1 protein-coding gene is annotated in these 26,142 nt (G+C 55.2%); it reads right to left on the reverse strand.

Features of this window, described 5'->3' with window-relative positions:
- Positions 1-295 precede the first annotated feature (295 nt).
- Positions 296-25,951 (reverse strand): hypothetical protein, encoded by a 25,656-nt coding sequence (locus QET93_RS07330; protein WP_280132855.1) that lies wholly within the window; start codon positions 25,949-25,951, stop codon positions 296-298.
- Positions 25,952-26,142 lie beyond the last annotated feature (191 nt).

Raw genomic sequence — 26,142 nt, forward strand, 5'->3', positions numbered from 1 at the left:
AGGATAAGGCTGCCAGCTATGCCTATAGTTTCAAAATAGACCTTCTAGTTACTGTAAGGCAAGGGATATTATGCTCTTTGACTGGCCTACCGGGATAAACCCATCAAGGAGGATGCCATTTCCCCCTCAGTCGATTCTAAAGGGAAGGGGCTGCCTCTTTCGGATTTTGCAATCCTTCGTGAGGCAGCCCCTTGTTTCAGACTTTATTCAGGTCTTTTCGGATCATTCGCTGTTTTGGACAACGAAGTCGGATACCGCGAATTTTCAAAGTCTGTGTTTCATGGGACGAATCGCTTTAGAATGTATAGATGACTCCGAAGTTTGCCGTGGCATTATTGCTGCTACTCTTCACTTCGTAGGTTCCACCCATGAAGAATGAGGTATTCTGGTCATAGGGCATCGTTACATCCAATCCGAAGAGACCTCCGTAACGCGACATGTTAGACGGTTTCATGTTGAAGCGCATCGCGGGTTCGCTGATGAAGCTGGCATCGGTATCAGCACCGGTGCTGGCTGCATCGTAAGTAAACATGGCCTTCAAACCGTAATGGGCATCGGGTGCGTCGTCAAAGAATGACTTGAAGGTTCTGTTGTAGCGAGCACCTGCACCCAGTTTCAGCATCAGGGCGTGTTGTCCTTGTACATTCAAGCCTGCATTGCCGATCGGACCGTGTTCCGTGTAGCCGTCGATCGTGCTGTAGCCTGTCTGGACATCTCCGACAAACTGCAGGACGGAACGTTCCTCAATATCGAAGTCAAAGGCGACTTCGTAGTTGAGATAGACATTGTAGGCCGTTGTATCTCCTTCGGCTTTGTTGCGATAGTTGCCAAAAGCGATGTTGCGGTCTGTTGACAGATCCGTCTGACTTATGCCGGCGAGCGCGTAGTGATGCCAGCGGTGTACATCCTTGGCGAAATAGAGATCCAGATAACCGGTGTTGTTCCTGTTCTTATTACCCATGCTTGTCCAATCTTCCCAGTCATAGGTAAAGGCGATACCCGAGTGAATCTGGTTCTTGGCCGAGGTCCGTTCGATACCGACCGTTCCTCCCCAGGCATTGCGATTGTAACCGGAACCGTTGCCGTCTCCGTGGAGTTCGGAATGATCTCCGGAGGTGTGCGCCCATACCTGCATGTTCGGAATCTTCGTGTCCGCCTTCCACGCCGTGCTCGAAGAAGCAGTGCGCATGATGCGCATGTGGTTGTCCGAACGCGCGATCTGCATCTGCATGAGAGGAGTCAGGCAGACTCCGCCGATCTGGTCAATGGCGTCCTTGATTTCGTCGCGGTTGGTCAGATTATTCAGATTGTCAATTACTTTGTCCATTTCACCACCGGAATTATTGTTTTCAATATATTCGATGACGTTGGAAATGAATGTGTTGTTGTTGACTACGGTATTGTTGATCTGGTTGAGCCCCTTGTAGTTGAGGTTCAGCACCAGGTCCACTCTGTCGTCGTTGCCGTATTCAACCGTCAGGTTATGGTAGTACAGGTCGTGGTCGATCTTGAGGATGCCGTGAGAGACCGTTCCGTCCGCGGTCAAAACCGTCCAGCGCGAACCGTCGTCCAGTGCTTTTTCGTGTTCGTGGCCGGGATCGTCGGTTCGTACCTGGATCGTTGTACCGGTGAGTTCGGCGTCTCCCGCGACGTGGATCAGATCGGCATGGCCGACGTTGGCGAGATCCATATCTACGATGTAGGTGCTGCCGTAGTTCATCTTCAGGTCTCCTCCAATGTTCAGTGTTGAGTAATCGGAACTTCCCTGGGAAGGAATGTGTCCGACTTCAATTGTTGAACCGTGCTGGGCCGTCAGATTGCCCATGATCTCCATGCCATAGTTTGTTCCCGAACCGTACGAGCCGGACAGTATCGTATTCTGCTGGAGTTCCACATTGCCGCTGAAGAGGCGGTTGAGAACGAGGCCTCCATTCTTGATGTTGAGGTCGACGGCATGGGGGGCGGCGTCCACTGCCTTGTCGGTGGAGGTTTCCGTTGCCTTACTCACATTTTCGTCAACGTCGTTGGAGGTTTCCGGAACATTGGCCGAGGCCAGGATCAGGTCTCCGTCGCCCGTCTTGTCGATTCTGCCTTTGCCCGTCAGTTCGCCGCGCCATTCGGTATCGGCGAGTGTTTCGAGCGTGACGGCGGTAGTTTTGCCTTCCTTGGCGGATTCGGCGATATGGATGTCATTGTTAAAGACGAGCGTATCTTCCGTGTCCTTCGTACCGATGACGATGGCGGAGCTAAGGGACGAATCTTCGGTCCAGGCCGCAATGTCGACCGTGCCGTCACCGAAGGCCTGGGCCTGCTCTCCGACCAGCGTAGCGCCGCCCATGAGGTTCAGGATGCCGTGGAAATCGGTGTTCGACTGTTTCAACGTGACCGTTCCGCGGTTGGCGAGCGTCAGTTTGGAGTCGCCCGCAAGCTTGCCGGCGAGCGTGAAGTTGCGCAGCGGCGAGACATCCAGTGTTCCGTCCGCCAGCACATCGAGTTGACCGAAGAAGTCGACATCGCGCATCACGTTGATGGTACGCTGGTCTTCCGCGTTACCCGTGAGACTCAGTTTGACGTTATCGCCGAACGCAACGTTCGTACCTGCGATCGTCAGATTACCCGATTGCAGATCGAGGTTGCCGTTGACGGTGGCGTTGTCGTTCAGATTGACTTTCGCTGCGCTGCCGCCGATCAGGACATTCATGCCCAGTGCGGCTTCCGTGACGTTGACCGTACCGTTGGCCGTCAGCAGGGAGGTCTCGTCCTTACCATGGAGGTTTGCCTTGTCGCGGATAGAGAGGATCGTGTTTTCGTCAACATTCACGCGATCCATCACATAGTCTGCCGTGCTGCCTGCGACGTCGATCGAACCGTCCTTGAGGTTCAGAGTACCGACCGAGCCGGAACCGGAGAGCGTCAGCTTCGTATCGTTGTCGTTGCCTTGCGTCTTGTTCAATTCGGCGAGATCGAGGTTACCTCCGAAGATCGTGTTGTTGTTGGCGACGACGGTCAGAGAACCTCCGCCGGAAACGTTTTTGTCCATGGCGAGCGAACCGAAACCGTCGCGGTTATTGTCCATGATGAGCGTCGATTCGTGTTCGACGACGAGCGCTCCATTCGTGCCGAGCGCATTGCTGGCTGCAAGAATCAACTGGCCTTGGCCGGACAGGACGACATCGGAGCCGAAGTCCGTATTGCTGCCGGCGATGGTGATGGAGCTGTTTTCATCCACGGTATCGAGCGTTAGCGTGTGACTCGTTCCCTGCAGGGTGTTGGAACCTGCAATGGTGAGCTTCCCGCCCTTACCGGACTGAAGGGTACCGTCGGCATTGACGAATACCTTGTAGGCCTGGCTCGTGCCACCGATGGTTTGTTCGCCTTCGAAGGTAACTTTCGTCGTGGTGCCACCCGTCCAGCCTTCGGGTTTTGCGTCGAACGAGATGGAGCTCTTCAGGCTTCCTCCTTCTTCGACGGTCAAGTCGCCCGAGGGCGCGAGGGAGACGACGCCCGATTCGAGCGTAGCTCCGTCCTTGATCGTGACGTTGGCGTTTTTCTGGATCGTGGATGTGCCGCCGACCTTGTTCGTTCCTTCGATGGTGAAATCGCCGCCATTGACCGTGAGGTTGCCCGTGATCGAGGCATTGTTCAGGGATAGGTCGGTAAAGATTCCGTTGGCTGTGACGTTACCCTGAATCATGCTATTGTTAATTGCCGCATGTGCCCGGCCTTCGTCGCTGCCCTCGAGCACGAGGCCCGATTCATCGTTGAACTTCAGGTTGACGTTGTCGACGGTGAGGGAGCCGTTTGAATGCACGGTGGCCGAGTCGGCCGTGATCGTTTTGCGATGCAGGACATCTTCGACTTCACCTCCTGCGTGACCGAGAACCAGTTCTCCCTGGTCTTCGGTCGATCCCGTGATTGAAATGTCGCCCAGCGAGCTGTTGGAACCGGTGGCGACGAAGGTAAGATCGCCCTTATCGATTGCCAGATCACCCTTGACCTGCATCGATCCGGTGACCGTGTTGCCGTTGCTTTCGATCTTGAGGTTGCCGTCCGCTTCCAGGCTTCCCTCGACTGAGACGTTGTTCGCCGTGCCGGCGATGGCGATGTCACCGTCGGACGTCACATGGCTGTTGCCCGTCATCGACAGATTACCCGAGATTTTCATGTCTCCCCCGGCATGCAAGGTCGAATTGGTTCCGGTGACATCGGTGACGTCCATGTTATTGCCGGATGCCAGCATGCTGCTATTGCCGAGTGAGATTGTACCCGTCGAGACCACATCCGTATCCTTGCCCTTGTTGACATTGATCATTGCTCCGTTGTCGAGTACGAGCGTTCCGGCGTTCTCAATGTACGTGACATTGGAGGAGTGGAGACCGTCGAGAGTAACGGTCGAGTCTGTACCGGTGGTGATAAAGCCGGAGACATTGTCGTTCTGGTACAGAGTGATGCCGCCTGTATGACCGTCTGTCGCATGCGCCGCGACATTGCCGAAGCTGCTGCCTCCAGGTCCCGTGGTCGTCACGAGACCGTCCGTTACGCTCAGGGAACCGATGGAGTTGGAGTGCGCCAGATTCAGACTGCCGGTGACGTTCAATTCGTCGAGGCGGATTTCGCCGTACCAGTTGAGCGGAGTATCGGATTTCGTGACGTCGAGGTTGACGATGCTCCGGGTGCCTTCGGAAGAAGCGGCGAGCATATCCTTGTGCTGGTCGGCGGCGGCTTCCATGTAGAGGGTTCCCGCCGTGCGCAGGGAGCCGGAGATGCCGAGGGCATCCGACTGGTTCAGGATGAGCGAAATGCCGTCTGCCGCGTAGATGTCGCCGGAGTGCGTACCCGTGGCGTCGAAGACGAGCGTTCCCTTGGCTCCGCTGGTCGAAGCGTCGATGAGTCTCAGGTCGCCCATGCCCGATAATCCCATACCGATGAGCTTGTCGTTCATGCTGTCGGCGAGGCCTCCCATGATCGTCATCGTCAGACCGTTGAGGTTGATCGTACCCATGCCACCCATATTCAGGGCATGCACCTTGAGATCGTCGTCCATTCCGTTCCAGTCGCTGTTGAGAACGATCATGGCTTCATGAACGGTCGTTCCCTGCAGCATGACGTTGCCGTGCAGCACGCCGCCGTTGTAGGTGAATGTACCATGCGAAACGATTAGATCCTTCGTGATCGAGCCCGATGCGTTCAAGATGGCATCGCCGTTTTCCGTTAGCCAGAGGGTACCGTCGAGTTTGGGGGTACCGCCTTCCGTGGTGCCGATCACGACATGGCCGTGTTCCTGCACGATGGCGTTGTCTACGGTCAGCGTGCCGGTCTTGTCGTTCATTTCGACGTTGCCGCTGATATAGGCGTTCTTGGCGAAGTTGTCGCCCAGCAGGTTCAGTCTGCCGTTCGAAACCATCAGATTGCCGTCAATGTACGACGAATCCATCGTCAGTTCGTTGGCAGTCCCGCCGGCGGCCAGTTCGACTTGGCAGGAACCGCCGCTTGCCGCCGTCAGGAAGACGTGGTCGAGCGTCAGTTTGTTAGCCGTGTCCGGCTGGTTGATGAGCGTCAGAGAACCCGTGTAGCCGGTTCCGTTAAACGTCGAGGAGTCATCGAAGACGATCGTTGCGTTCTTGTCGCCGATCAGCGAAACGTTGCCGCCGTCGCGTACCGTCATGTTGCCGAGGTTGTTGAAGGAGGCAACGACGCCGGCTGCTGCATGACCGCCGAGAGCATTATTCATGTTTCTCGTTTCGAGAACCAGCGAACCGCTTACGGTACTCGTTCCCTTGACGTCGAGAGTGATGTTATGGCCTTGAAGCGTAGTGCCTTGGTCGATAGTCAGCGTGCCGCCGATGGTCAGTCTGGACAAGCTGCTATCCCGTCCGTAGACATCCAACGTATTCTGGGTGTCACTCGCATTCTGGGCAAGGTGCACGTTGCCCGTGACCGTTGTCTTGTCGGTCAGACTTAACGTGTTGCTGCCGAGGATATCGAGGTGACCGTTGAGAACGCTGTTGTTACTGAACGAGAGGAGGCCTCCGTCGAGCAACAGGCTGCCGCTGCCTCCGTCGAGCGTCAGATGGACGTTGTCAAGAGTCAGGGTGCCGTAGGAACCCGTACCGCTGTTGGTGGCGATATTGACGGAAAATGCGTTGATCGTGCGATGTGCTTCGTCGCTGCCGGCGAGCTTCACCTTGCCTCCTTCCAGGGAGACGACGCCGAGTGACGACAGGGAATTGCCCTGCACCTTGATCGACAGGTCGCCGCCGGATACCGAGAGACCCGTTCCGGCAATCACGTTGCCGGAGATGTCCGTCGTGCCATCCGTGATGGTGATGGAGTCCGCGGCAACACTGCCGGAAATACTGTTCGTACCGGCTGTGATGAGAAGCGTGTCGGAAACGGTAACCGAGTTGGAGCCGATCGACAGGTTGAGGTTGCCGTCCTTGCCGACCGTCATGTTCCTGGCTGTCAGGGACGAAGAAACGTTCCCGTCCATAGCGGCAAGGTCGCCATTGATCGTCATTAAGCCGTTTGTTTCAATGGAACCGTTGGTCAACCGGGTGTTGGCGATTTCCATATCCGTTGCCACGGTCAGTGAGCTGTTGCCCGTAATTTCCAGAAGCCCCGTCGAGGTGAAGTTCTTGGAGACCGAGATTGCCGTGTGGTCGTTCAGCGTCAATGTACCGTTGTTGACGACATTGGTGGTGGTGATGCCGGAATTCATCTGGGAGAGTTTAGCCTGGTGGCCATTCTCAATGACCAGGCTGCCACTGATCGAGCCTTTCGTGAACGAGGCATTGCCGCCGTTCAGCGTGACATCTCCGAAGGCGTTGTCTCCGACGCTACTGAACTCGCCGTTTGCAACCGTCAGAGAACCAATGTCGGAACGATAGTCTCCAAGCTTCAGGTGACCGTTTTGAACCGTCAGGGAATCGAGGAGGATCTGGGCGTTCCAGGATGTGGAGTCGTCCTGGATGTCTATGGCGACATTGTGGCCCTGGAGGTTTTTACCCTGGTCTCCCTTGACGATGAGAGTGACAGTATCTTCGGTAAACTTGCCTGGCATGCCGATGAAGAGCGTGCCTTCGGAACCGAGAGCGTTGTCCGTCAGCAACGACAGGGATCCTGTCGAACCGTAGTAGATCGTGCCCGTATGATTGCTGTTCCCGGTGAAACTCAGGTTGCCTCCGCCCTTCACGCGCAGTTCTCCCGAACCGCTCAGGATGCCGTCGATCGTCGTCGTCGTGCCTGCGCCGAGGTTGATCGTGCCCGCACCGTTCATGATGACCGCGTTGCCGAAGTTCCAGTCGTTCTTGACTGTCAGCAGGGCGTTGTCGGCCGAGACTCCGTTGAACGTCAAATTGCCTCCGATGGGCGTTTCGTCCGTGCTGTTGAGGATGGCTTCTCCGCCGATGATCGTCACGTTGCCAGTGACGTTGGCGTTGTTGTTGGAACCAAGGGCAAGCATCGCTCCCGTGCCGTCGAGCAGCACGGAACTGTCGAGCGTGCCGTTGACATCGAGTCGGCCCTCGGGCTTGACGACCGTTTCCCGGACCTTCAGCGAAGCGCCGTCGGAAATGGTGACCTGGGCCTTACCGCTGATGGTGGCCGTATCGGCAGTGTTCGTTCCTGTGATGGTGAATTTACCGCCGGAGACGTCCAGAAGGCCGTCGATTGCGGAAGACGCCATGTTGAACGTGTTGTTGTTGCCGGCGACAACGACGTCGCCCTTCACATTCACCTGCGTCAGATCGAGGTGGTTGTAGTCTTCGGAGAGCGTGATGTTTCCTTTGAACGTCAGGTTCTCGAGAATTGCGCTGGCCCAGGCATCGTCTACGCTCTTCGCGCCGCTGGCGAGAAGAAGATTGCCGCTGAGCGTGTCGGCCTGATCGTTGCCCTTCGCGGTGAAGTGGCCTCCGGCATTCAGGGTCGTCTGCCCGATGGAGCCGAAGTCGTGCGGAGTGCCGGTGTCGTTCAAGAAATTCAGGGAACCGTTGACGACATTGATCGTCCGGGTGTTCAGCGATCCCATGATGGAGACGGATGCGTTCGTTCCTTCTTCTTCTCCGATGCTCAGGGTTCCGGCTGCCAGCGTTGTCGGCGATTGGATCATCAGGCTGCTTTGGTCTGAAATGTCGGCGGCTCCCTGTATGTTGAGACCGCCGCTGCCTTGAAGCTCAAGATTGCCGTTGATCTCCATTCTTCCGGTAATCGTTGCCGGATCCGTCGTTCGAATAAGCTGGTTGTTCGTGGTTATGACATTACCCGCAATCGTTGCTGTGTTGAAACTGGCGCATTCTGTCTGTCCGTCGTTGCCTCCGTCCAGAAGAAGCGTTCCCTTGCCTCCGGCGAGTGAGAGAATGGCGTTCTCGAGTGACAGGAAGCCGGCTTCGTTTACCGTAATGTCGTTTGCTTCAATCGTCCGAACCGTCTGTCCGCCATTCAGGGAGAGCGTACCGTCGACTGTCACTTGACCCAAATTGCTGGTTTTCGAGCCGGAAGCCGTCAGCGTCAACGAACTGTCTTGGTTGATCTCAATATTTTGGGCTTCCAGAGAACCCGTGATTGTGGCTTCGCTCCCGGTTTCCAGCGAGAACAGCCCCGTGAGCAACACGGAATTGACTCCGGTGGAGAAGTCCAGACTGGCGTTTTGGTTTAGAACCATCTGATTGGCCTTAATTGAGGAAGCGCTGAGTTCGCTGGCGGACGATTGCACCGCTCCTTTCAGGGTCAGGGTTCCGGTAGAGATCAGCGTCCCGTTGTCGAGGGTGGCATTGTAGAGGTCGAAGTCACTGAGCACATTGAACGAGCTGGCTCCGGAAATCAACAATTGGCTGTCTTGTCCGAACTGATTGGCGCTATCCGTCGTGAGCGCGGTCTTTTCCTGCAGGATGAGCTTCCCGGCATTGGAGACGCGCCGGACATCGGCGGTCAGGCCGGTCAGCGTGATGGTGTCGTTTTGGCCGTTCGTCGTCAGGGAAGTGGCGATTTTGTCCTTGCCGCTCAACGAGACGGAGGCTGCCTTGCCCTCACCGTTGACGGTGACTTGCTGGAAGCTGTCGGCACCGGAACTCGTCAGGTTGCCTTCCGAAACAGACAGGAGGTCGATAGACGAACTTGCGCTCCCGAGGACGAGAGAAGAGGATCCTTTTTTGTCGAGGGAACCGAGTTGGAATACTCCGTGCCAGGTGGCGGCGGAGTGATCGGCCGTATCGACTGTCATCTCCAGGTTCTTGCCGGTTACGTTTTTGTTCTGGTCGGCTGCCGTGACGATGGAAGCATGATCTTCTGTCAGAACTAGGTTGCCGCTTGCTCCCAGTGCATTTTGCGCGTTCAGAGTCAATGTTCCGGCGCTGTAGAAAATGTTGCCGACATATTGGCTACTCTGAGAAAGAGCCAGGTTGCCCTTGCCTTCCACAGTCAGCGTACCCGCTCCGGAGAACGTTCCCTGGAATTCCAGATTAGCTTGCAGATCGAGTGTCCCGTAGTTCTGCATGTCGAGGACGTTGCTGTCCGTCGTCATGCTGTCTCGCTTGATGTGGACGACGGCTTCGCCGGTGGAAGCGCCGTTCAGAATGACTTTGCCTCCGATCAGGCCGGAGTAGTAATTGAAGTCTCCCTTGGTCACGGTCATGTTGCCTTCCAGACTGGTTGTTGTCGGATTGGAGACATTTTCTCCCATCGTGACCGTGCCTCCGTCGATGCGGACGTTGCCGTCCATCTTACCTTCGATGGTGAGCGAAGCGTCGGCATTGACGACTGTCGTCGTAGCACGGAACGTTGCTCCCTCGGCGACTACCATGTTGGCGTGTTGCCTCATGGAGATTTCCTTGGCCGTATTGATACCTCCGCTCACATTGAACGTGCCGCCTTCGAGAGTCAGTGTGCCGTTGATATCGGCATCGCTCATCGTTAGCGTATTATCCTTGTTGTCGGCAACGGTGACGTTGCCGTTCAGGATGGTATTGGTCAGCGTCAGGTTGTTACGTCCCGTGGTCAGACTGATGTCTCCGGCCAAAATGGCCTTCTTGGCGTTGTCGGTACTGGCGCCCGTCACGGTGAGGGTCGAACCCTGGTCGAGTACTGCCGTACCGAGCGTGCCGAAATTGTGGGCAAACTCGTCGGTATTCATCGTGATGGTGCCACCGTTGAACGTCGTTGTCCCCGAAACGCGGATGGCGCTCTCAAGTGTCAGTTCGGAACTGTTGCTTGCGAGGGCCAGGCTGCCGACATTCATCGAACCGGCTCCGTTCAGCGTGAGCGAGCCGTCGACGGTGAAGAGTCCCGAGACTGCCATAGTATCCTGGAGGGTAATCGTCTTGTGGCCCTCCATCGTCAGGTTGCCGGTGATACGGCTATTCTTCAGAGTGACTATTGCTCCCGTTTCGCTGTCATCGCCGACATGGAGAAGGAGCGTGCCGCTGCCGTCATTGAGTCTGAGGTTGATGTTATTCAACGAGAACGATGAGTTTTCGCCAATCTCCATCGAGAGGGCGCTGACCGTCCTCTGCGACATGCCGTCGGCCGAGATTGAGAGCCCTTTACCTGTGACGTTCACCGTGCCGAGCGAGCTGGATTTTTCGCCGAGTTCCTTCAAGGTCAGCATGCCGCCCTCAAGAGACAGCTTGCCGCCGACAAGCAGGTTGCCGGTGATCGAAGAATCCTTGGATTCTTTTTCCATCGTGAAACCTTGTTTGACGGTGACGATCGTGATCCCTGTGTTCAAAGCGAAGCTGCCGCCGCCGGCAACGGTCAAATTGCCTGCGTTGAGATTCGAGGTGAGGTTGCCCGGATCCGTTACCATGGACCCGTCGATTTGCATTTCGGAAAGACCTTCGAGCGTGGCGTTCTTGAGTGTCGTTTCTCCCAGCGTAGTCAACTTGGCGACGCTCAGGTAGCTGGAGTCGATGTTGAGTGTACCTGTCGAAATGAGATCCTTGGAGATTTCGATGTGTGACTGGTTGATCAGATTGAGCGTACCGTTGTTGTACAGCGCCTCCATGATTGTCGTCACACCGTTGAGCGTGATCGTCGACTCCGTGGAAGTCATGACACCCGATACGGTGTCACCCGTGCTCAGCGTGAGAGATCCTTTTTGCGTCAGGTCGATGTTGCCGAAGGAGTTACCTCCGTGGCTACTGTTGAAGATACTGTTGGTGATCGTGAGATGCTTGATGTCGGATCCGGCCGTCATCAGCTCCAGATTGCTCTGGGTACCGTTTTGGTCCGTCAGGCGGAAATCCGTCAGGTTCATGATACCGTTCCAGTGAACCGCTGTGTCGGTGATGCCGGTAATGGCTGTCATCCAGACGACAGGGCTGTTGGAGACGATGTTTTTACTTTGGTCTGCGTGGACATCGACGTAGGCTTTTCCTGCCGTTTCGCCGCTAGACGGCAACTGGGTCAGAAAGAGCGATCCGCTCTTGCCGAGTGCGTCGGCGGCATCGAGGACGAGGTGGCCCGTACCGCTGAACTCGGTGTTGCCGGAGTGCATGCTCGAAGCGGTAAAGACGAAGTTGCCGTCTCCCGTCATGATGAGCGTTCCTTTGTTCGACAGAGCACCTTTGAGCGTGAGCGTTGCTTCCTGGCTAACATCGATCGTGCCGAAGTTCTGCATGTCGAGAATGTTAGCCGTCGAGAATTCCGTGTCGTGCAAGACATGGATGTGGGCATCGTCCGCCGAACTGCCATTCATGATAATCCTGCCGTAGATGGCGCCTTTGTCCAGAGTGAACAGCCCCTTGTTGATGGTGAGACCGCCCGTGATGGCGAATCCACCGTGGGCTTCCGTGCCGTCCCGATCCGAGGCCATTGTGACCTGAACACCCGTACCGTCGAGGATGAGTCCGGCGTCGAGCTGGTCGGAAATGGTCATCTTCACGTTGTCCTGGAGGCGCACGTTATCGGCTTTGAATGTGCCGTCTACGATCCGGAAGACGGCGGATCCGCCGACCGTAGCCGTGCCGACGCGATTGGTTCCTCTGGAGTTGAAGGTACCCCCGGTAAGCGTCAGGTCGCCCGTAATCGTGGCATCCGTCATGTTGATGGCATTATGATCCGCATCGCCCGACATGGCTACATTGCCCGTCAGATTGACGTTCGTCAGTGCGAACAGGTTGCCGTTGCCGTCGAGCGTGACGTCACCCTTGATGATGGCGCGGAGGTCATGCCGGGAACTTTGAATCGTCAGCGTCGAGCCGTTCTCGACGAGCGTCTGGCCCAGGCCGCCGAAGTTGTGACCATCTTCGTCCGTATCCAGTTTTAGGTTCGAATTCGAGATCGAAGTGTTGTTGTCGATGTTCAGATAGCCATTGACGAGGCTTTCATACGGAGTTGTGAGAGACCGGATGTTGAGGGAGGTTGCTGCCATCATCGTATTTTGCTGAACGATGAGGCCCCCCTGGATGGAGACGTTTCCTCCGAGATTGAGAGAACCGTTCCCCGTCAGAGCGAGAATGGCTCCGTCTCCGATACTCATGTTGCCGGTAATCGACGTGAGACCGTTCAGATCGATCTTGTTATGGTCGTCAATATTCAGATTTCCCTGCACGCCGGCATTGGTGAACGTGACGAGCGATGCATAGTTCTGAACGTCGTCTTCCCGATTCCCGATGAGGTTCATGCTACCCGTGCCGGAATTGAGGACGAGCTGAACTTGATCGAGCTGAAGGTGGCCGCCGTCACCGATATTCATGGAAATCGCGCTGATACTCTGCGAAGAACCATGGAGATTGAGTTCCGAGGCTGTGCCGGAAATGGTGACGCTACCCAGAGTGCTGCGGTTTTCACCCATCACATTCAGGTCAAGAATGGAACCGCCTGATAGATCGGTTTTACCTCCGACGAGCAATGTCCCGCTTATATCAGCCTGGGCGTTGCTGCTCAACGACAGGTCTTTCGTGATATTGACCGTGTTGCTTCCTATGCCCATGGAGAGTTCCGCTCCGCTTTGTCCGTCGATAGACAGACTGTTGGCGCTGAACGTTGAGAGATGGTTGTTCGCAAGAGTCGTGACTTTGCCTGTGAGCGAGATGTCGAGGAAGGCCCGGAAGATGGCATCCTGCAACTGAATGCACCCCGTCGACGAGAATGTCGATTTGACATCGGGATCATGTCCCGACTCGATATCGTTGTTACCGACCTGGATTTCGGTACCGTTGAGAAGATTGATTGTTCCCGCGTTTGTAATGCCCGTGACGCTTGTGGCCTTCAGACCTCGGAATTCGATTGTCGATTTTTTCCCCGTCGTCAGCGAACCGTTGAGGTTATCGCCTTGGTTCAGGATGATGACGGCATAGTGGTCGGAAGCGTTTTCGTCGGTGGATTTAACCCATTCGTCCAGTGTTTGGGCCGTCAAGTCGCTGAAGGTATTGGTGCCCAGACTGATGAGCCTGCCTTCGACGACGGTGGCCGACCCGAGCATTGAGCTGTGCTGCGAGAAGGTCAGGTCGTATTGGCCCTTCTTGTACATCGATTTCTGGTAGAAGTTGCCGTCCCAGACGGTATCTCCGATCGTGCACATGTTCGCATTTTCGACAACGGCGTTTTTGGAGTGCGTACCCCGGTAGTACACGAAGGGCTGCTTGTCCTTATCAGGCGAAGTGATCAGAGATTCGTCGATTTGGAAATAGACGGTTCCCGTCTTCCCAAGTACGTCGCTCTCATACATGTAAGAATTGCCGATGGCTGTGTAATAGATGTCTCCCGAGTAGGAACTGGTGTGGTTGTAGACTATGTTCCCCTTGCCGGTAATGTGCAGAGGCCCTTCGCCTGCCAGTGCTCCATCGATGGTGAAGGTAACATCGTGATCGTCCGTGCCGTTGAGTTTGATGGTTCCGTTTGTCGTGGCCGTCACGTTGCCGACATGCCAGTCGTTGTCGACGGACAACGTACGGTTTTCGTACGACATATGGCCGGCGAACATGATGTTGACCAGAGATGCATCTTGTTTGGCTTTCTTATAGGTGAAGGTACCGTTTGCGATGCGCAGATCACCATTGAGAGAGGCCGTATCGGAGTTCAGAGAAGCATTGCCTCCTTCCAGAATGAGGGCGGAATTCAAAGTCCCCTGAATATCCAGATTGCCACCCGTTATCGTCGTGGAGATGCCGGCAGTGAAGGTGGAGTCTGCTTGGATCGTCGTGTCGGCGCCGATCATGGCCTGTTGCTTCACTTCATTGTTACCGGCCAGAGTTAGAACGCCGCCTTCCACCGTCAGAGTACCCGTGATGGTCGTGTCGCCCATGGAGAGTTCGTTCGTCGCGCCGAGGGACGTCACGTCGCCGTCGAGCGTACCGTTGCCGAGATGGAGGAAGTTGTGTGTTGCCTCTCCGTTGCTGACGAGCGTAATGTTGCTTCTGAGCGTAAAGGATCTGCCGTTTGTGTTGCCGGTGAGGTCGTCGACACCCAGGTAAAGTTGGCCTCCGTTTTTGACGTTCACGTTGCCGAGCGTACCGAAGTCGAATGATCCCGAATCGTCAGGATCGCTTGTTGCCTGGAGGCACATGAGGCCGCGGACGTCTGTCTGTTCCGAGATGAGGAAGCTGGTGTTGATGAAGTGGGCTTGCGTGCTCTGATGAGCGACCGTTACGGTTGCCGTCTGGATATAGCTGTCGTTTATGTTGCTTCTGCCGTTTTCATCAAGGAAGCTGATGGTCCCGTTACGAACAGTAAAGTGCGAATCCTTCATCGTGAATGTACCGGCCAGCATTGCGGAACCGACGAAGGCGATGTCGCTCTTATCGTCAATATTCAGGATCCCATCCTGGGCAAGAGTGAAGGAAGTCGTGCCCGCCTCTTCCATTATTGTATGATGCAAGTCGATCCGGCTGGCTGCCGAGATGCTGATTCCCTGTTCCAGAGTGGTGCCTGTAACCTCAATCTTCCCGTTATTCCTGGCAATCAACATGCCTTCGACCGTATCGTTTGTCAGGGAAACCCTGGGACCATCAATTTCGAAACCGGCAAGTTCGCTGAGGCCGTCGACGGTAACGTTGCCCGTGAACGTGATACTATGGAAGTTATCCGTCTGGAAAAGACCTTCTGTCACGAGCAGTTCGCCGATGCGGCCCAATCCTTGAATGCTCATCGTGCCCGCTCCCGTTTTGGTGAGCGAGGCGGGCGAACTGCCCGAGTCCGGTCCCATGCCGTTGACGGTCAGGATCGCGTTTCGTCCGACTTCGATATGGGCGTCGGAAATGATGTCGATGGCACTGATGGATGTATTGACCGTATCTTCCGACGAGGGATCGACTCCCTGGACGGTCAGGCGGCGTGTCAGGCCGGAAGCGTCCGAGAAGGTTAGCGTGCCCGCGATTTCAGCGCCGTTTGTGAGCGAGAGCGAGCCGTTCTGGATCGTGACGCCGCCGGAGGTTCTATCACCGTCTGATGTCACGCCCACTCCGACTGTGCCCGATAGAGTCAGCGAAGCTCCGCCTTGAATCCACATGGCGGTGTTCAGATGAACTCCCTCGCCGATTGTTGTCGAACCGCCGGTTAGATACGTGTTTTGAGCGATCAGATAGCTGTCGCTTTCCGGCGCTCCCCGAAGGAGGTTCATGCCGATGTCGCCGCTGAGGTAGAGGTTTCGGAATTCGTTGTGTCGATCAATGTTCAACTGACCTCCGTTCATGGTCACCGTACCCGAGATGACCGCGCTGTTGGAGACGTTCAACGTATCTTTGGTCAGCGTGACATCACCACGAAGTGCCGTATAGGTCAACGAGAGGGAACCGGCGCCTTCCTGCGTGTCGGATACCGAGCCGACGAGGTTGAATAGTTTGTCCGGAGCCACACCGAGGCCTTCCAGCGACATGTCGTGCGTATTGAGCTGGATGTTTCCGAGACTGGAGTTGCCGCTGGAGTTCAGGACGTGGAAGTCGGCTCTGAGAGTCGTGTTGTTGTAGATGTCGAGCGCAGCGTTTTGAATGTTCAGATCTGCATTGATAGCCAGATTGTTGGCCGTGATGGTGTTTTTCTGACCGGAGTTTTCGGAGAGAAGTTCCGACTTGCGGTTGAAAATGACGGAATCGGTTGCCTGAAGGGTAACTCCGGACAAGGTGAACGGGGTATTGCCGGCGCTTCCTTCAAAAGTCAGTAAGCCCTGGGTGCTGAGGGTTGAATTGAAGAGTTCGAATGCTCCGGAACCGTTGTATGTCAGGCTGCCCTGGCTGGTGAGGAGAGAGTCGTGAATACTGATCTTTCCTGAGCCGCCGAGCGTCAGGTTGCCCTGGGCTTGCAACGACGAGAGGTTGTCAAACGACAGATTGATCGTGCCGTCTAACGTCGCTTCTCCATTGACGGACATGGTCGAACTATCCATTGACAAATTGCCCGAGGACAACTCAACGCTGGAATTTGTGAGGATCTTCGATTGATTTTGAATGGTGATCTTCGAATCTTCCCCCGACATCGCCATGGTGCTGAGTTTCGTCGTCTGGACGACATTGTCGAAAATGAGTTCGCCTTTGGCGACGGAAGCCAATCCCGAAATGTAGGAGACCTGATTGAGGACGAGTGTACCATCCTGAACGGATATGCCGTTGAGGCGTGTTGAGTAACCGTTGGCTATACGGTTGAGCTGAATGACGCCGGAACCGTCTTTCACGAGGGAGCCGGAGTTGAGGATGGTACCCGTAAAGTTGACAGGTTGCCCCACGGTGCCGCTGTCGGCAAGAATGTGCAGGATGCCCGTCTGGTCGGTCATCGTGATGTTCTTCGCATGCTCCGTCGTGCCCGTGACAACCAGGGTACGTTCGCCCGTAGCGGTCAGGGTACCCGTTGTGCCGAGTGCATCGTTTTGTTGAAGCTCAATGATCGAACCCTGCCAGTCGATGTTGCCGGCGAAATTACTGTTTTCTTCGGTCAGGATCATCCTGGCATCCGTTGCGCTTCCCGTCAGCGTCAATTGGCGGTTGCCGGTCAGGGTGCCGACGGACAGCGCCGACCGGATGTTGACCGTTGCGTTGGCATCCATGGCGATGTTGAGATTGAGAGAGCTCAGATCGCAGATCACGTCCATCAGGCGGCTGGACGAACTGCCCGACATTGTAACGGTACCGCCGAAAGTCTTGATGTTATTGAGTGTCAGTGTTCCCGAGTGAAGGGTAATATTGGCGTTGAACTCCGCACCCTGTACATCCGGAGAGGTGTCGCCGATTTCGAGTTCTCCTTCGCTGGTGACGTTGCTCCAGGGCCTTCCTGTGGCCTGTTGGGCGGTAAATTGGCCCGTGACAACTGTTTTGGAGTCGGCCAGCAACTGCATGTCGCCGGTGATAGTTGTGTCGTTGAGGCTGAGCAGGCTGATGCTCTTGTTCGTGAGGGTGCCTTCGATGACCGCTTGGTCTAACGTTGCGGTAACGGAGTCGTTGAGCGTGATGCTGCTTTGGACCTTTGCGTTGTCAGACATGAAGAAGAGGGCATTTCCCGACAGCAACAGGCCGCCTGTTGCCGAAAGAGTAGTCCTGTTTTCTTGTAGACTCAGGGTTCCGCCGTTCTGGGAGAAGGAACCGGCGATGTCGAGAATCGAACTGCCTTCCAGAAGTATCGCCGATGAGGAAGCCGAAAGATCGCCCGTGTTCGTGATCGTGGAACCCGATTTCAGTGTCAGATGGCCCGTTCCGATCGCTATGCCCGAGGTGGCGAGGAGGCCATTCCTGATGATTAGCGAGGAATCGCCTTCGACGGCAAGTTTGCCCATGCTGCCGAATTTGATGGACTCGTCTGTTCCGCCGTCCAACGTGATCTGGTGGCCCGAGGTGATTTGCGTATTGGTAATGGAGAAGGAACTGGATTGACCGAATACTGTCTGCTCGTTCTGTGTTTGCCAGATGAGCGTATCGGCTGTGAGACGGAGATTGTCGAGCTGGTGATTCTCAGTACCCACCGTGCCCGTGAAGGCGATCTGGTGCGAAAGAGCGTTGATCTCCACCGTGTCGAATTTTGTCCACGTTCCTCCGAGGGTAATGTCGCCGTTGCCCGCCGTGATTTGGACATTGGTCAGATTGACTTTGTCGCTTTCTTGTGTGCCGCTAATGATGATTCCCGTCTGGGCGTCCAGTTTGGCATAATCAAGGTTGACGGAAGATCCCTGAAGCGTCAACAGTCCCATCTGGGATATCAGGTCTGCATGAACAATGGAAATTTGACCGCTGTCGACGGAGAGACCGTTGGTCGTGCTCAGGAAGGAGTGGTTGTCATGGTTCCCCTGGATGGTCAAATTACCGTGGATGGTGACGTCGTCCGAAGAGATTTTCGAATTGGTAAGGACGACGGAAGCGGCATGTTGTGAATCGGTGAAATCGGCCGTTCTGAGTGTCGTGCCAGAGCCCGAAGAGATGTCGTTGATGGTCAGCGTCGTGCCGGAGGCAAGCTGCGTGTGACCGAAGGAACAGGAGCCTCCCGTTTGCTTGCCGGTTCCATTGACCGTCAGGTCCGCGTTAAGCTCGAGTTTTTGGAGCAGAAGGCTGGAAGGCTGGTTGAGCGTGGCGTCGGCGTTGACTTTCCAGGTATAGGCGGTGATGGCCGAGTCCTTGCCCAGAACCATGTTTGCCGAGTTGGTGAACTCGCTGCCGTTGGAAATCGCCTTCACGGTCAACTGGCCTGTCTGGCCGAGATTAACGGCTTTTTCGAAGGTGATATTGCCGTTCCGGGCTTCGATTGTTCCGTTGAAATTACCGTCTCCGATGGCTTCCGTGACGTCGAGATCGCCGCTCGTCAAGGTCATCTTGCCGTTGGTGTGCATCGTAAGTTTTTCGATCGTGACGTTGCCCTGGTTCACTTCCATAAGAGAGGCGTCATCAATCTTCAGGTTGGCGAGGCGCGACATGTTGCCGACCGTCAGCTTACTTCCTTCGGCAAGGGAAAGGGTTCCTGCCTTCTCTCCTGTTTTCAAACCGGTGTCCATATTGGAAATGGAGACCTGCGCTCCTCCGCTCAGATTGAGCGTACCCGCGTTCATCGTCAGGTTGTCAAGCTGGTGGCTCGTGCCCCCATTCAACGTGAGAGTGATGTTCCCGTTGTTGAAAATGGTCTGGCCGCCGACTGCCGCTGTGATAATGGCGCCGCCGTCGACAATGGTCGCGTTGCTATTGACAAGCCATTTTTTCGCGCTGATGGACGAACTTCTGCCGAGTTCGAGGACTGCGTTGTTCGTGAACGTATCGCTCGCCAGGATGACATTGTTGACGTTGCCTGTGCCCGTGATGGCCGTGTTGAAGGTGATGTCTCCTTGCAGGGAATAGTTGCCCTGGCCCGAGGTCAGCACGTTGTTGCTGAACGATTTGATAAGAAGCGTGCCGGCCAGTTCGATGGAGTCGTACGACGAGAATGCGTTGTTTCCGAACGCGAGTTCCTGGCCGATATTTTGATGGGCCTCATTCTCCAGGCCGCGTATGGTCAGCGCGGCTGCAGTATCCGTGTCGACGCCTTTGACCGATGTGAAAATGTTGCCGGAAATGGTTCCGCCGAAGTCGAGCGTGATGTCCGCCGCCTTTTGTGCCGTCAGTTCGTTGTTGTTGAAGGCAAGTCCTTTTTGGCTATCGTAACCGGTGAAGGTCAACGTGCCGTATTGCGACGTGAAGGTGTTTTTCCTGGCATCCGCTCCGCCGACCGTACCCGTCGTGAACTCGAGATTGATCTTCATGTCCTTGTAGGACGAGAGCGTGTTGCCGAAGAATTCGGCATCGTCGAACGTGAACGTGTTGTCCTGCCAGCCGACGGATTTGGCAATGCCCGTGATGTCCATTCCGCCGGTCGTGGTGGCGAGCGTGGAATTCTGCATGACGAAGAAGCCTCCCTTGTTCTTGAGGGGATCCTCCTTGCCTTCTTCCGGGGCGGGGGGACGCGTGGCCGTAATGTCGCCCGTCATGGTGACGGAACTGTCCTTGATGAACAAGCGGCCTTGGGGCGAGGTGAACGTCCCCTTCATCTCGATCCTGCTGTTGTCGGTGATGTACAGGTTGCCTTCGTTGACGATATTGCCCGTATGGTTTGCCATCGACTGCATATTCGACAGATCGACGGAGCCGAACGTATCGTTGACGCCTCCCGAGGCGATGTAGCCGGAGTTGATATTGCCGAACAACTCGCCATTGGAGATTTTGATGTCGCCTTTGGCGACGGCATGAGTATCGGGATTGGTTTCTCTCGCGGCGGCATTCAGGTTGCCGTATTCGCCGTTCGAGGCCAGGAACAGGCCGTAGCCGGAGGAGGTCACGTTGTTGTAGTGGCTGCCGTTGCCAAGAGCGTTCTTGTCGATGACGTGACCGCTTCTGACATAGAGGCTGTCGATCGTCACGGCGGCAGCCGTCATGTCGAGTTCCGCCTGGCCCGTTTTGTCCAGCCTGTCGCCGGTGATCTTGCCCGTCAGCGTGAGATTGGTATTCGTCGTGATGTTCAGGTTATTGTCCGTTTGGGTCTTGAGGAATTCAATGTCCTTGTTCAAGACGATCGTCTCCGTGCCGGTGGGCCTTTGGCTGATCAGATTGAGCATCGAATTGTTTGTGGACAGAATGGTCAGCGTTCCCGTCGTGCCGATGGACTGGCTGTCGCCGAGATAGATGTCGCCCGCCTGCCACAGGATGTCTCCCGTATAATCCTTGTCGCCTCCCGTCAACTTATGGTTGAAAACTTTATTGCCGCCTCCCGTCAGGGTCAGGTCGGCGTCGCCGCGCAATTCGCCCGCTACCGTCAACGTATTGCCGGGAGCGACGTAAATCGTGCCGTCGGCCAGCATGATGATATCGTTCGCTCTCGCGTCGGTACTGACTGACAGGGTACGCTGGATTTTGCTTTCCAGGCTTGAGCTGTCTTCGAAGTAGATGGTGCCCGACGCGGCTTCGCCCTTGACGTTGACGAGATTCAAGACGCCGTAGCGCAACCGCACATCGCCGTTAAGATGAGCTTGAGCCCCCCCTGCGCCCGAGGTGCCCAAAGTGACGGACGCGCCGTTTTCGACGATGAAAATGGTGGTGCTTCCGTCTTCCGGCAGATCTTTTTCGATCAAATGGGTACCTCCGTTCCACCGGACGCCGGCCATATTGAAATACGTCATGGCTATATCGACGGTGGGAGAGGATTCGCTGATGTCGACAAAGCCCAGGACTTGGACTTTATTTGAAGTATTCCCTGTGATATTCAGCCCCTTCAGATTGACGTCGCCCTTGACGGTGCCTCCGTCCGTCACGTCGAGATTGATGGAGTAGTTGCCACTCGTACTGGTTCCTTCCGCCGACAGGTTGCCGGTGATTGTGGCGCCGCCGAGCGTCAGGGTGCTGTTATCCTGCAGATCGATGTTGTCCTGCCAGATGACGCCGGAATCGAGCGTCAGGTAACCGTTGTTGTGCAGTGTCGTTGTGGCGAGACGGTCGCCATGAGTGCCGAATTCCCACCAGGGAGTAGTATGACCGGTTATGGAAGCCTTGACGTTCACGGACGCGTTGGAGATATCCATGCCGTTCATCATCAAGGTCTGTCCCGTATCGGTATAACTGGTCTGGGATATGTTGACTATGTTGTCTACGGCCTTTTCTCCCGAACCCGAAATATTGACGAAACCGAGGTCGCCTGTAATGTCGGTGAGTGTGACGGAGTCGGCGTCTTTGCCGTTTGCGGAAATTTTAGTCGTCTGGCCGACCGTCAACGTGGACTTCGAGATCGATGTGTGCTGGTTCAGGTCGAGAACATCCGCCTTCAAATCGCCGCCTGTGACTTCTGCCTGGGCCGTGGCTATTTTGAGTGTTCCCGTGGCGTTGAGGATGCCGCCCGTCATCGTAAGCCCGGTATCGGGTGCTGCCGAAGTGATGTTGATGTCCTTCTGGGAAAAGACGGTACCGTTCGTCATATTCGTGGTACCATTGAAAGTGATAGAACCCGTTGATTTAATCTGCGAGGCGGCGGCGATGAAGGTCTCGTTGTCGACGCGCAGGCCGCCGTTGCCGATGATGAAGTTGGCCTGACCGTTACCGACGCCGTGCATCGCCAGTTTCCACGCGCGCGCTTCGGCGTTGTTCGTGTCACTCTGCGCGCTGACGGTGACGTTGTCTCCGTGAATGAACAAAGTTCCCTGATTGGGGTTGGAGGCATTGTCGAAAACGTAAATGTTCGTGGCATTGACTTGGATGTTGTCTCCGGCGACGATCATGTCATAATGGGTTCTGATCGTATTGTCCGCCGTGACGGTCAGTATGGGATGAGGCCCTTCTTTAGGCGCGTCGTTGCGGATTTCGATGTTGTCGTCGAGTACGGTGATGTCGGAGGTGGCCGTGACCGTACTGCCGTCGAGGACGACCAGTTTTCCCTTGTTGACCGTCAGACTTCCTCTTTCGGCGATGAGGTTGCCCTGGTTGCGGACGAGAGCGGCAACGTTATCGAAAGTCGTCTCGTGTACCTGAGCGACTCCGTCGGGATTATTTGAATCGTAATCCCCATGAAACGTCCATTTGACACCGTCAATATGGTTCGTGCCATTCACGGTAATTTGTTTTCCGGAGGTGATCCATGCGCCGTCGAGGTTGGCATAGCCTCCGATTTTGATTCCGTCGTCGCTGAAGGTTCTTTGACCACCCTCCATCTTGCCGCCTGTATGACCGATTACATTTCCGCCAATGACGATGTCGTTCGTCGCGAAAATGGACTTGCCGCCTTCGGGCGCAGCAAAAAATTCGACGTTGCCGCCGACGGAGATTTTCGATTTGTCGTTCTCGGTTCCGTTATGGCTTTGGGCCGTCAGGGAACTGTCCTTGTTGACCGTCAAATCGCCGTTGATGGTGATGGCTTCGGTATAGGTGCCGCCATCTTTGGTACCGGCCGCCTGCACATGGGCTGTGTTGGTTCCGTCACCGAGCGTGAGACCTCCGTTGGAGAGATGCAGCCATCCCCAGGCGGTGACGTCGGTGCTTGCCAGCACCAGAGAATCTGTTGCCGAAGAACCTGTTTGTTTCAGGAGTATGTTGCCGTAGGAGGTCAGGACGTTGTTGGTTCCGGAGACGGACAAGAAGTCGATCGAGAGATCGGTCTGACCGGGGATGTAGTTCTGATAGCCCAGAGGCTTGTCGGCATCCGAACCGTTGAAGAAGTAGTTTTCCTTGAAAGATTCCAGCGTCGAACCGTTCTTCAGGGTCACCTTATTGGCCGTGATGCCCGAATACGTTGTGAAGGTCGAGCCGTCGAGGTCAATGTTATTGAAGGTGAGATCGGCCGGAGCGGGATGGGTTTCCCCTTCTTCTTCAGTGTAGATTCTCTTGTCGGTGAGAGTCAGATCTGTGTAGAGCAGGGAAAGATCGCCTAACTGGGGGTTGTTTGTCTTCAGCGTGTGGGCGACGATGGTAACGTTGTGCTGATTTGAACCTGTGGTTGTGAGCGTACCGCCGAGGGTAAGTGTACCGTTCGCGGCGGAGAGGACGCTTCCTGCTCCAAGTGTGGTATCGCTCGTGATTGTGATGTCGCCGCCTTGTTCAATAACGGTATCCGGCCCCTCATAGACGTCTCCCGAACGAAGGATGGCGTCGGCGCCCAGTGCTACCGTACCGTTAATCACGATGTCTCCCGTATTGGATAGAATTGTCCCATTGTTCTGCAAATCACCGTTGATGGTGATGGCCTTGTCGGCATGAACTTCGCCCTTGTTCCGGATGTCGAGTGCACCGGTGGTGATAGCCCCCTTGTCAGCAGTCTGACTTGTCGCAATGAGAGACGCATTGTCGCCCGTCAGAGTAGTGGCGCCCGTAACCTGGATGTTGCCTTGGGCTGAGGACACTATACCTTGAGTCTCAAGTGTCCCCGTGACGGTGATATCGCCTCCTGCGGTTGCTGCCTGGTGGAGTTTCTTGGTGTCGTTGCTTCCTATTCCCAGCGATAGATCGCCATAAACGGTGAGGGACTTGCTGGATTGAATGGAGCCGTTTCCGGTGAGTGTAGTAGAAGAATTATCATCCAAACCCAGTTGGACGATATTATTTTGGCCCGAAATGAGGCCGCTGCCCTCTACGTTACCAAACACTTTGAGGGGGCCGCTGGAACTGATCTCGCCGTCGTTGTGTAGTGTTCCTGTGATGTTGACGGTGCCTCCGTAGACGGAACTGTTTGCTCCAATGGTTACGGTTACCTTGGCATCGTTTGGAACTTGAAGTTGACCTACTTTCAATGTAGCCCCATCCAGAAGCGTCAAAGAAGCGAAATTCCCTAAGTTCCCCGAGAGCTGCAGCTTTGTTCCAGTCAATTGAAGGACGGATGTAGCTGTCGTTCCTAACGTGTTTGCCGTGATCGAACCCTTCCCGAGTGTCCAGTCGGCGAGGCTGAGCTGACCGGAGAGGTTGATCTTTGTGTCCGCGTCGGTGGTCAGCGTACCGTTGGAAATAGTGACGGAACCTGCTTCAACGGTACCTGTGATGCTAGATGGACCGTTGGTAACGGTGATAGCGCGGTTGGGGGACTTGAGCGTGCCGGCGACGGTTATGCCGTTGACAATGGCGAGATCGGATTGAGTCGAGAAGGTACTGTTTGATTCGATTGCGAGCGAAAGAAGATCCATGGAGTCAGTACCCGATAGGGTCAGACTTGTGCCGTTGAGAATGAGGGCGGAGGTATTATTTGTCGTCAGCGATTTTGCTATAATCGTACCTTGGCCGAGCGTCCATGAATTGGCACTGAGGCTTTCTGTAAGGCCGATGGTCGTGCCCGAACCGGTTGTCAAATCTCCGTTCAGGGTCAGGCTGTTGCCCCAGATTTTGCCCAAAATGCTGGCGTCACCGGAGACAATGATGTTGTGTCCTTTGGCTCCCGTTTGTGTCCCTCTTGCATCCCAGGTGCTGCCTGATGCAATCGACAGGTCGCCGTTGATCGTGATAGTCTGGGGGAGCGATGGCGTTGCATTCGTATTGAGCCAACCTTGGCTGGAGATGGAGAGAGAACCCCATGTGAGATTTTCGTATGATCCCGTAAGGGTTAGCTTCGTGCCTGCGAGTACGAGCGTGGATACTCCGTCGGCTGAAAGGGATTTCGCCGTAATCGTACCCGCCCCGAGTGTCCAGTCGGCGAGGCTGAGTTGGCCGGTGAGATTGATCTTTGTATTTGTGCCGGTGGTCAGCGTACCGTTGGAAATAGTGAGGGAACCTGCTTCAACGGTACCTGTGATGCTAGATGGACCGTTGGCAACGGTGATCGTGTGATCTTGATCCGTCAGTGTGCCGGAGACTGTGAAAGCATTGGCGACGTCCAGGTCGGCGGCATAACTCAGGGAACTGCCTTTGTCTATCGTAAGCGAGTCCAGGGAAACAGCTTCGTTACCGGTGAGAATCAGGGTCGTGGATTGAGTTAACTTCAGGTCGGCGCTACCCTCTCGTCCGTTGAAGGAAGAAGCCGTAATCGTACCTCCGGAAGCGAGGCCCCAGGAGCTTGTCGTCAACATGCCCGACAAATTGATTCTGTTAATGGTGCCCAGTGAGCCTGCTCTTAAATTCTTGGCGCTCAGAGTACCGCTGGCTTGGGTCAACGTGCCTCCGACGACAGCATCCCCCAAAATTGTCGTATTCCCCGTAGCCGTTAGATTTCCACTTGTCTCAATGCCATCCGTGAAAGTGACTCCTGTACCCGTGCCCTTAATGCTGACGGATGTCCATGTTGATCCTGCGGTGGTAATTATCCATTCGAGATTACTGTCCAGGAGAAATTCTCCATAATTTTGTTTTTCGACGAATTCGACGGTCTGCTGTCCTTGTCGGGGTGTGTCGTTGGATGGATTGACGTTTCCGAAGGACGTGTTGTCACCAGGTTGAAGATTGGTTGGCGAACCCGTAAATGCATCCCCTTGCCACCATTTCTGGATGAACGTAGGCGGGTTGTCCGGATTCGTGTATTCTCCATACCATGTCAGGGTGGCGGAATAGGCGGTGACGGAAGCCCCTGCGCTCATACACGCGAGAAGGACTGCTCGGAGGGAAAGGGGCAAACGGATTTTCATAAGTTACAAAATGTTTTTTTTCACAAGAACGGATTTAGAATCCGTTATTGCTTACTGGCATTTCTTATAAAAAATAACAATTTATGGATACGCATAATGTGCATATAATAAGCTTATTACAATTTCATAAACACGCGTTTATTATTTCATGTTAAATATATGAATTCAAGAAAACAGATTCTGAGACGGAA

Origin of the sequence: Akkermansia sp. N21116, assembly GCF_029854705.2 — a bacterium.
GTDB lineage: Bacteria > Verrucomicrobiota > Verrucomicrobiia > Verrucomicrobiales > Akkermansiaceae > Akkermansia.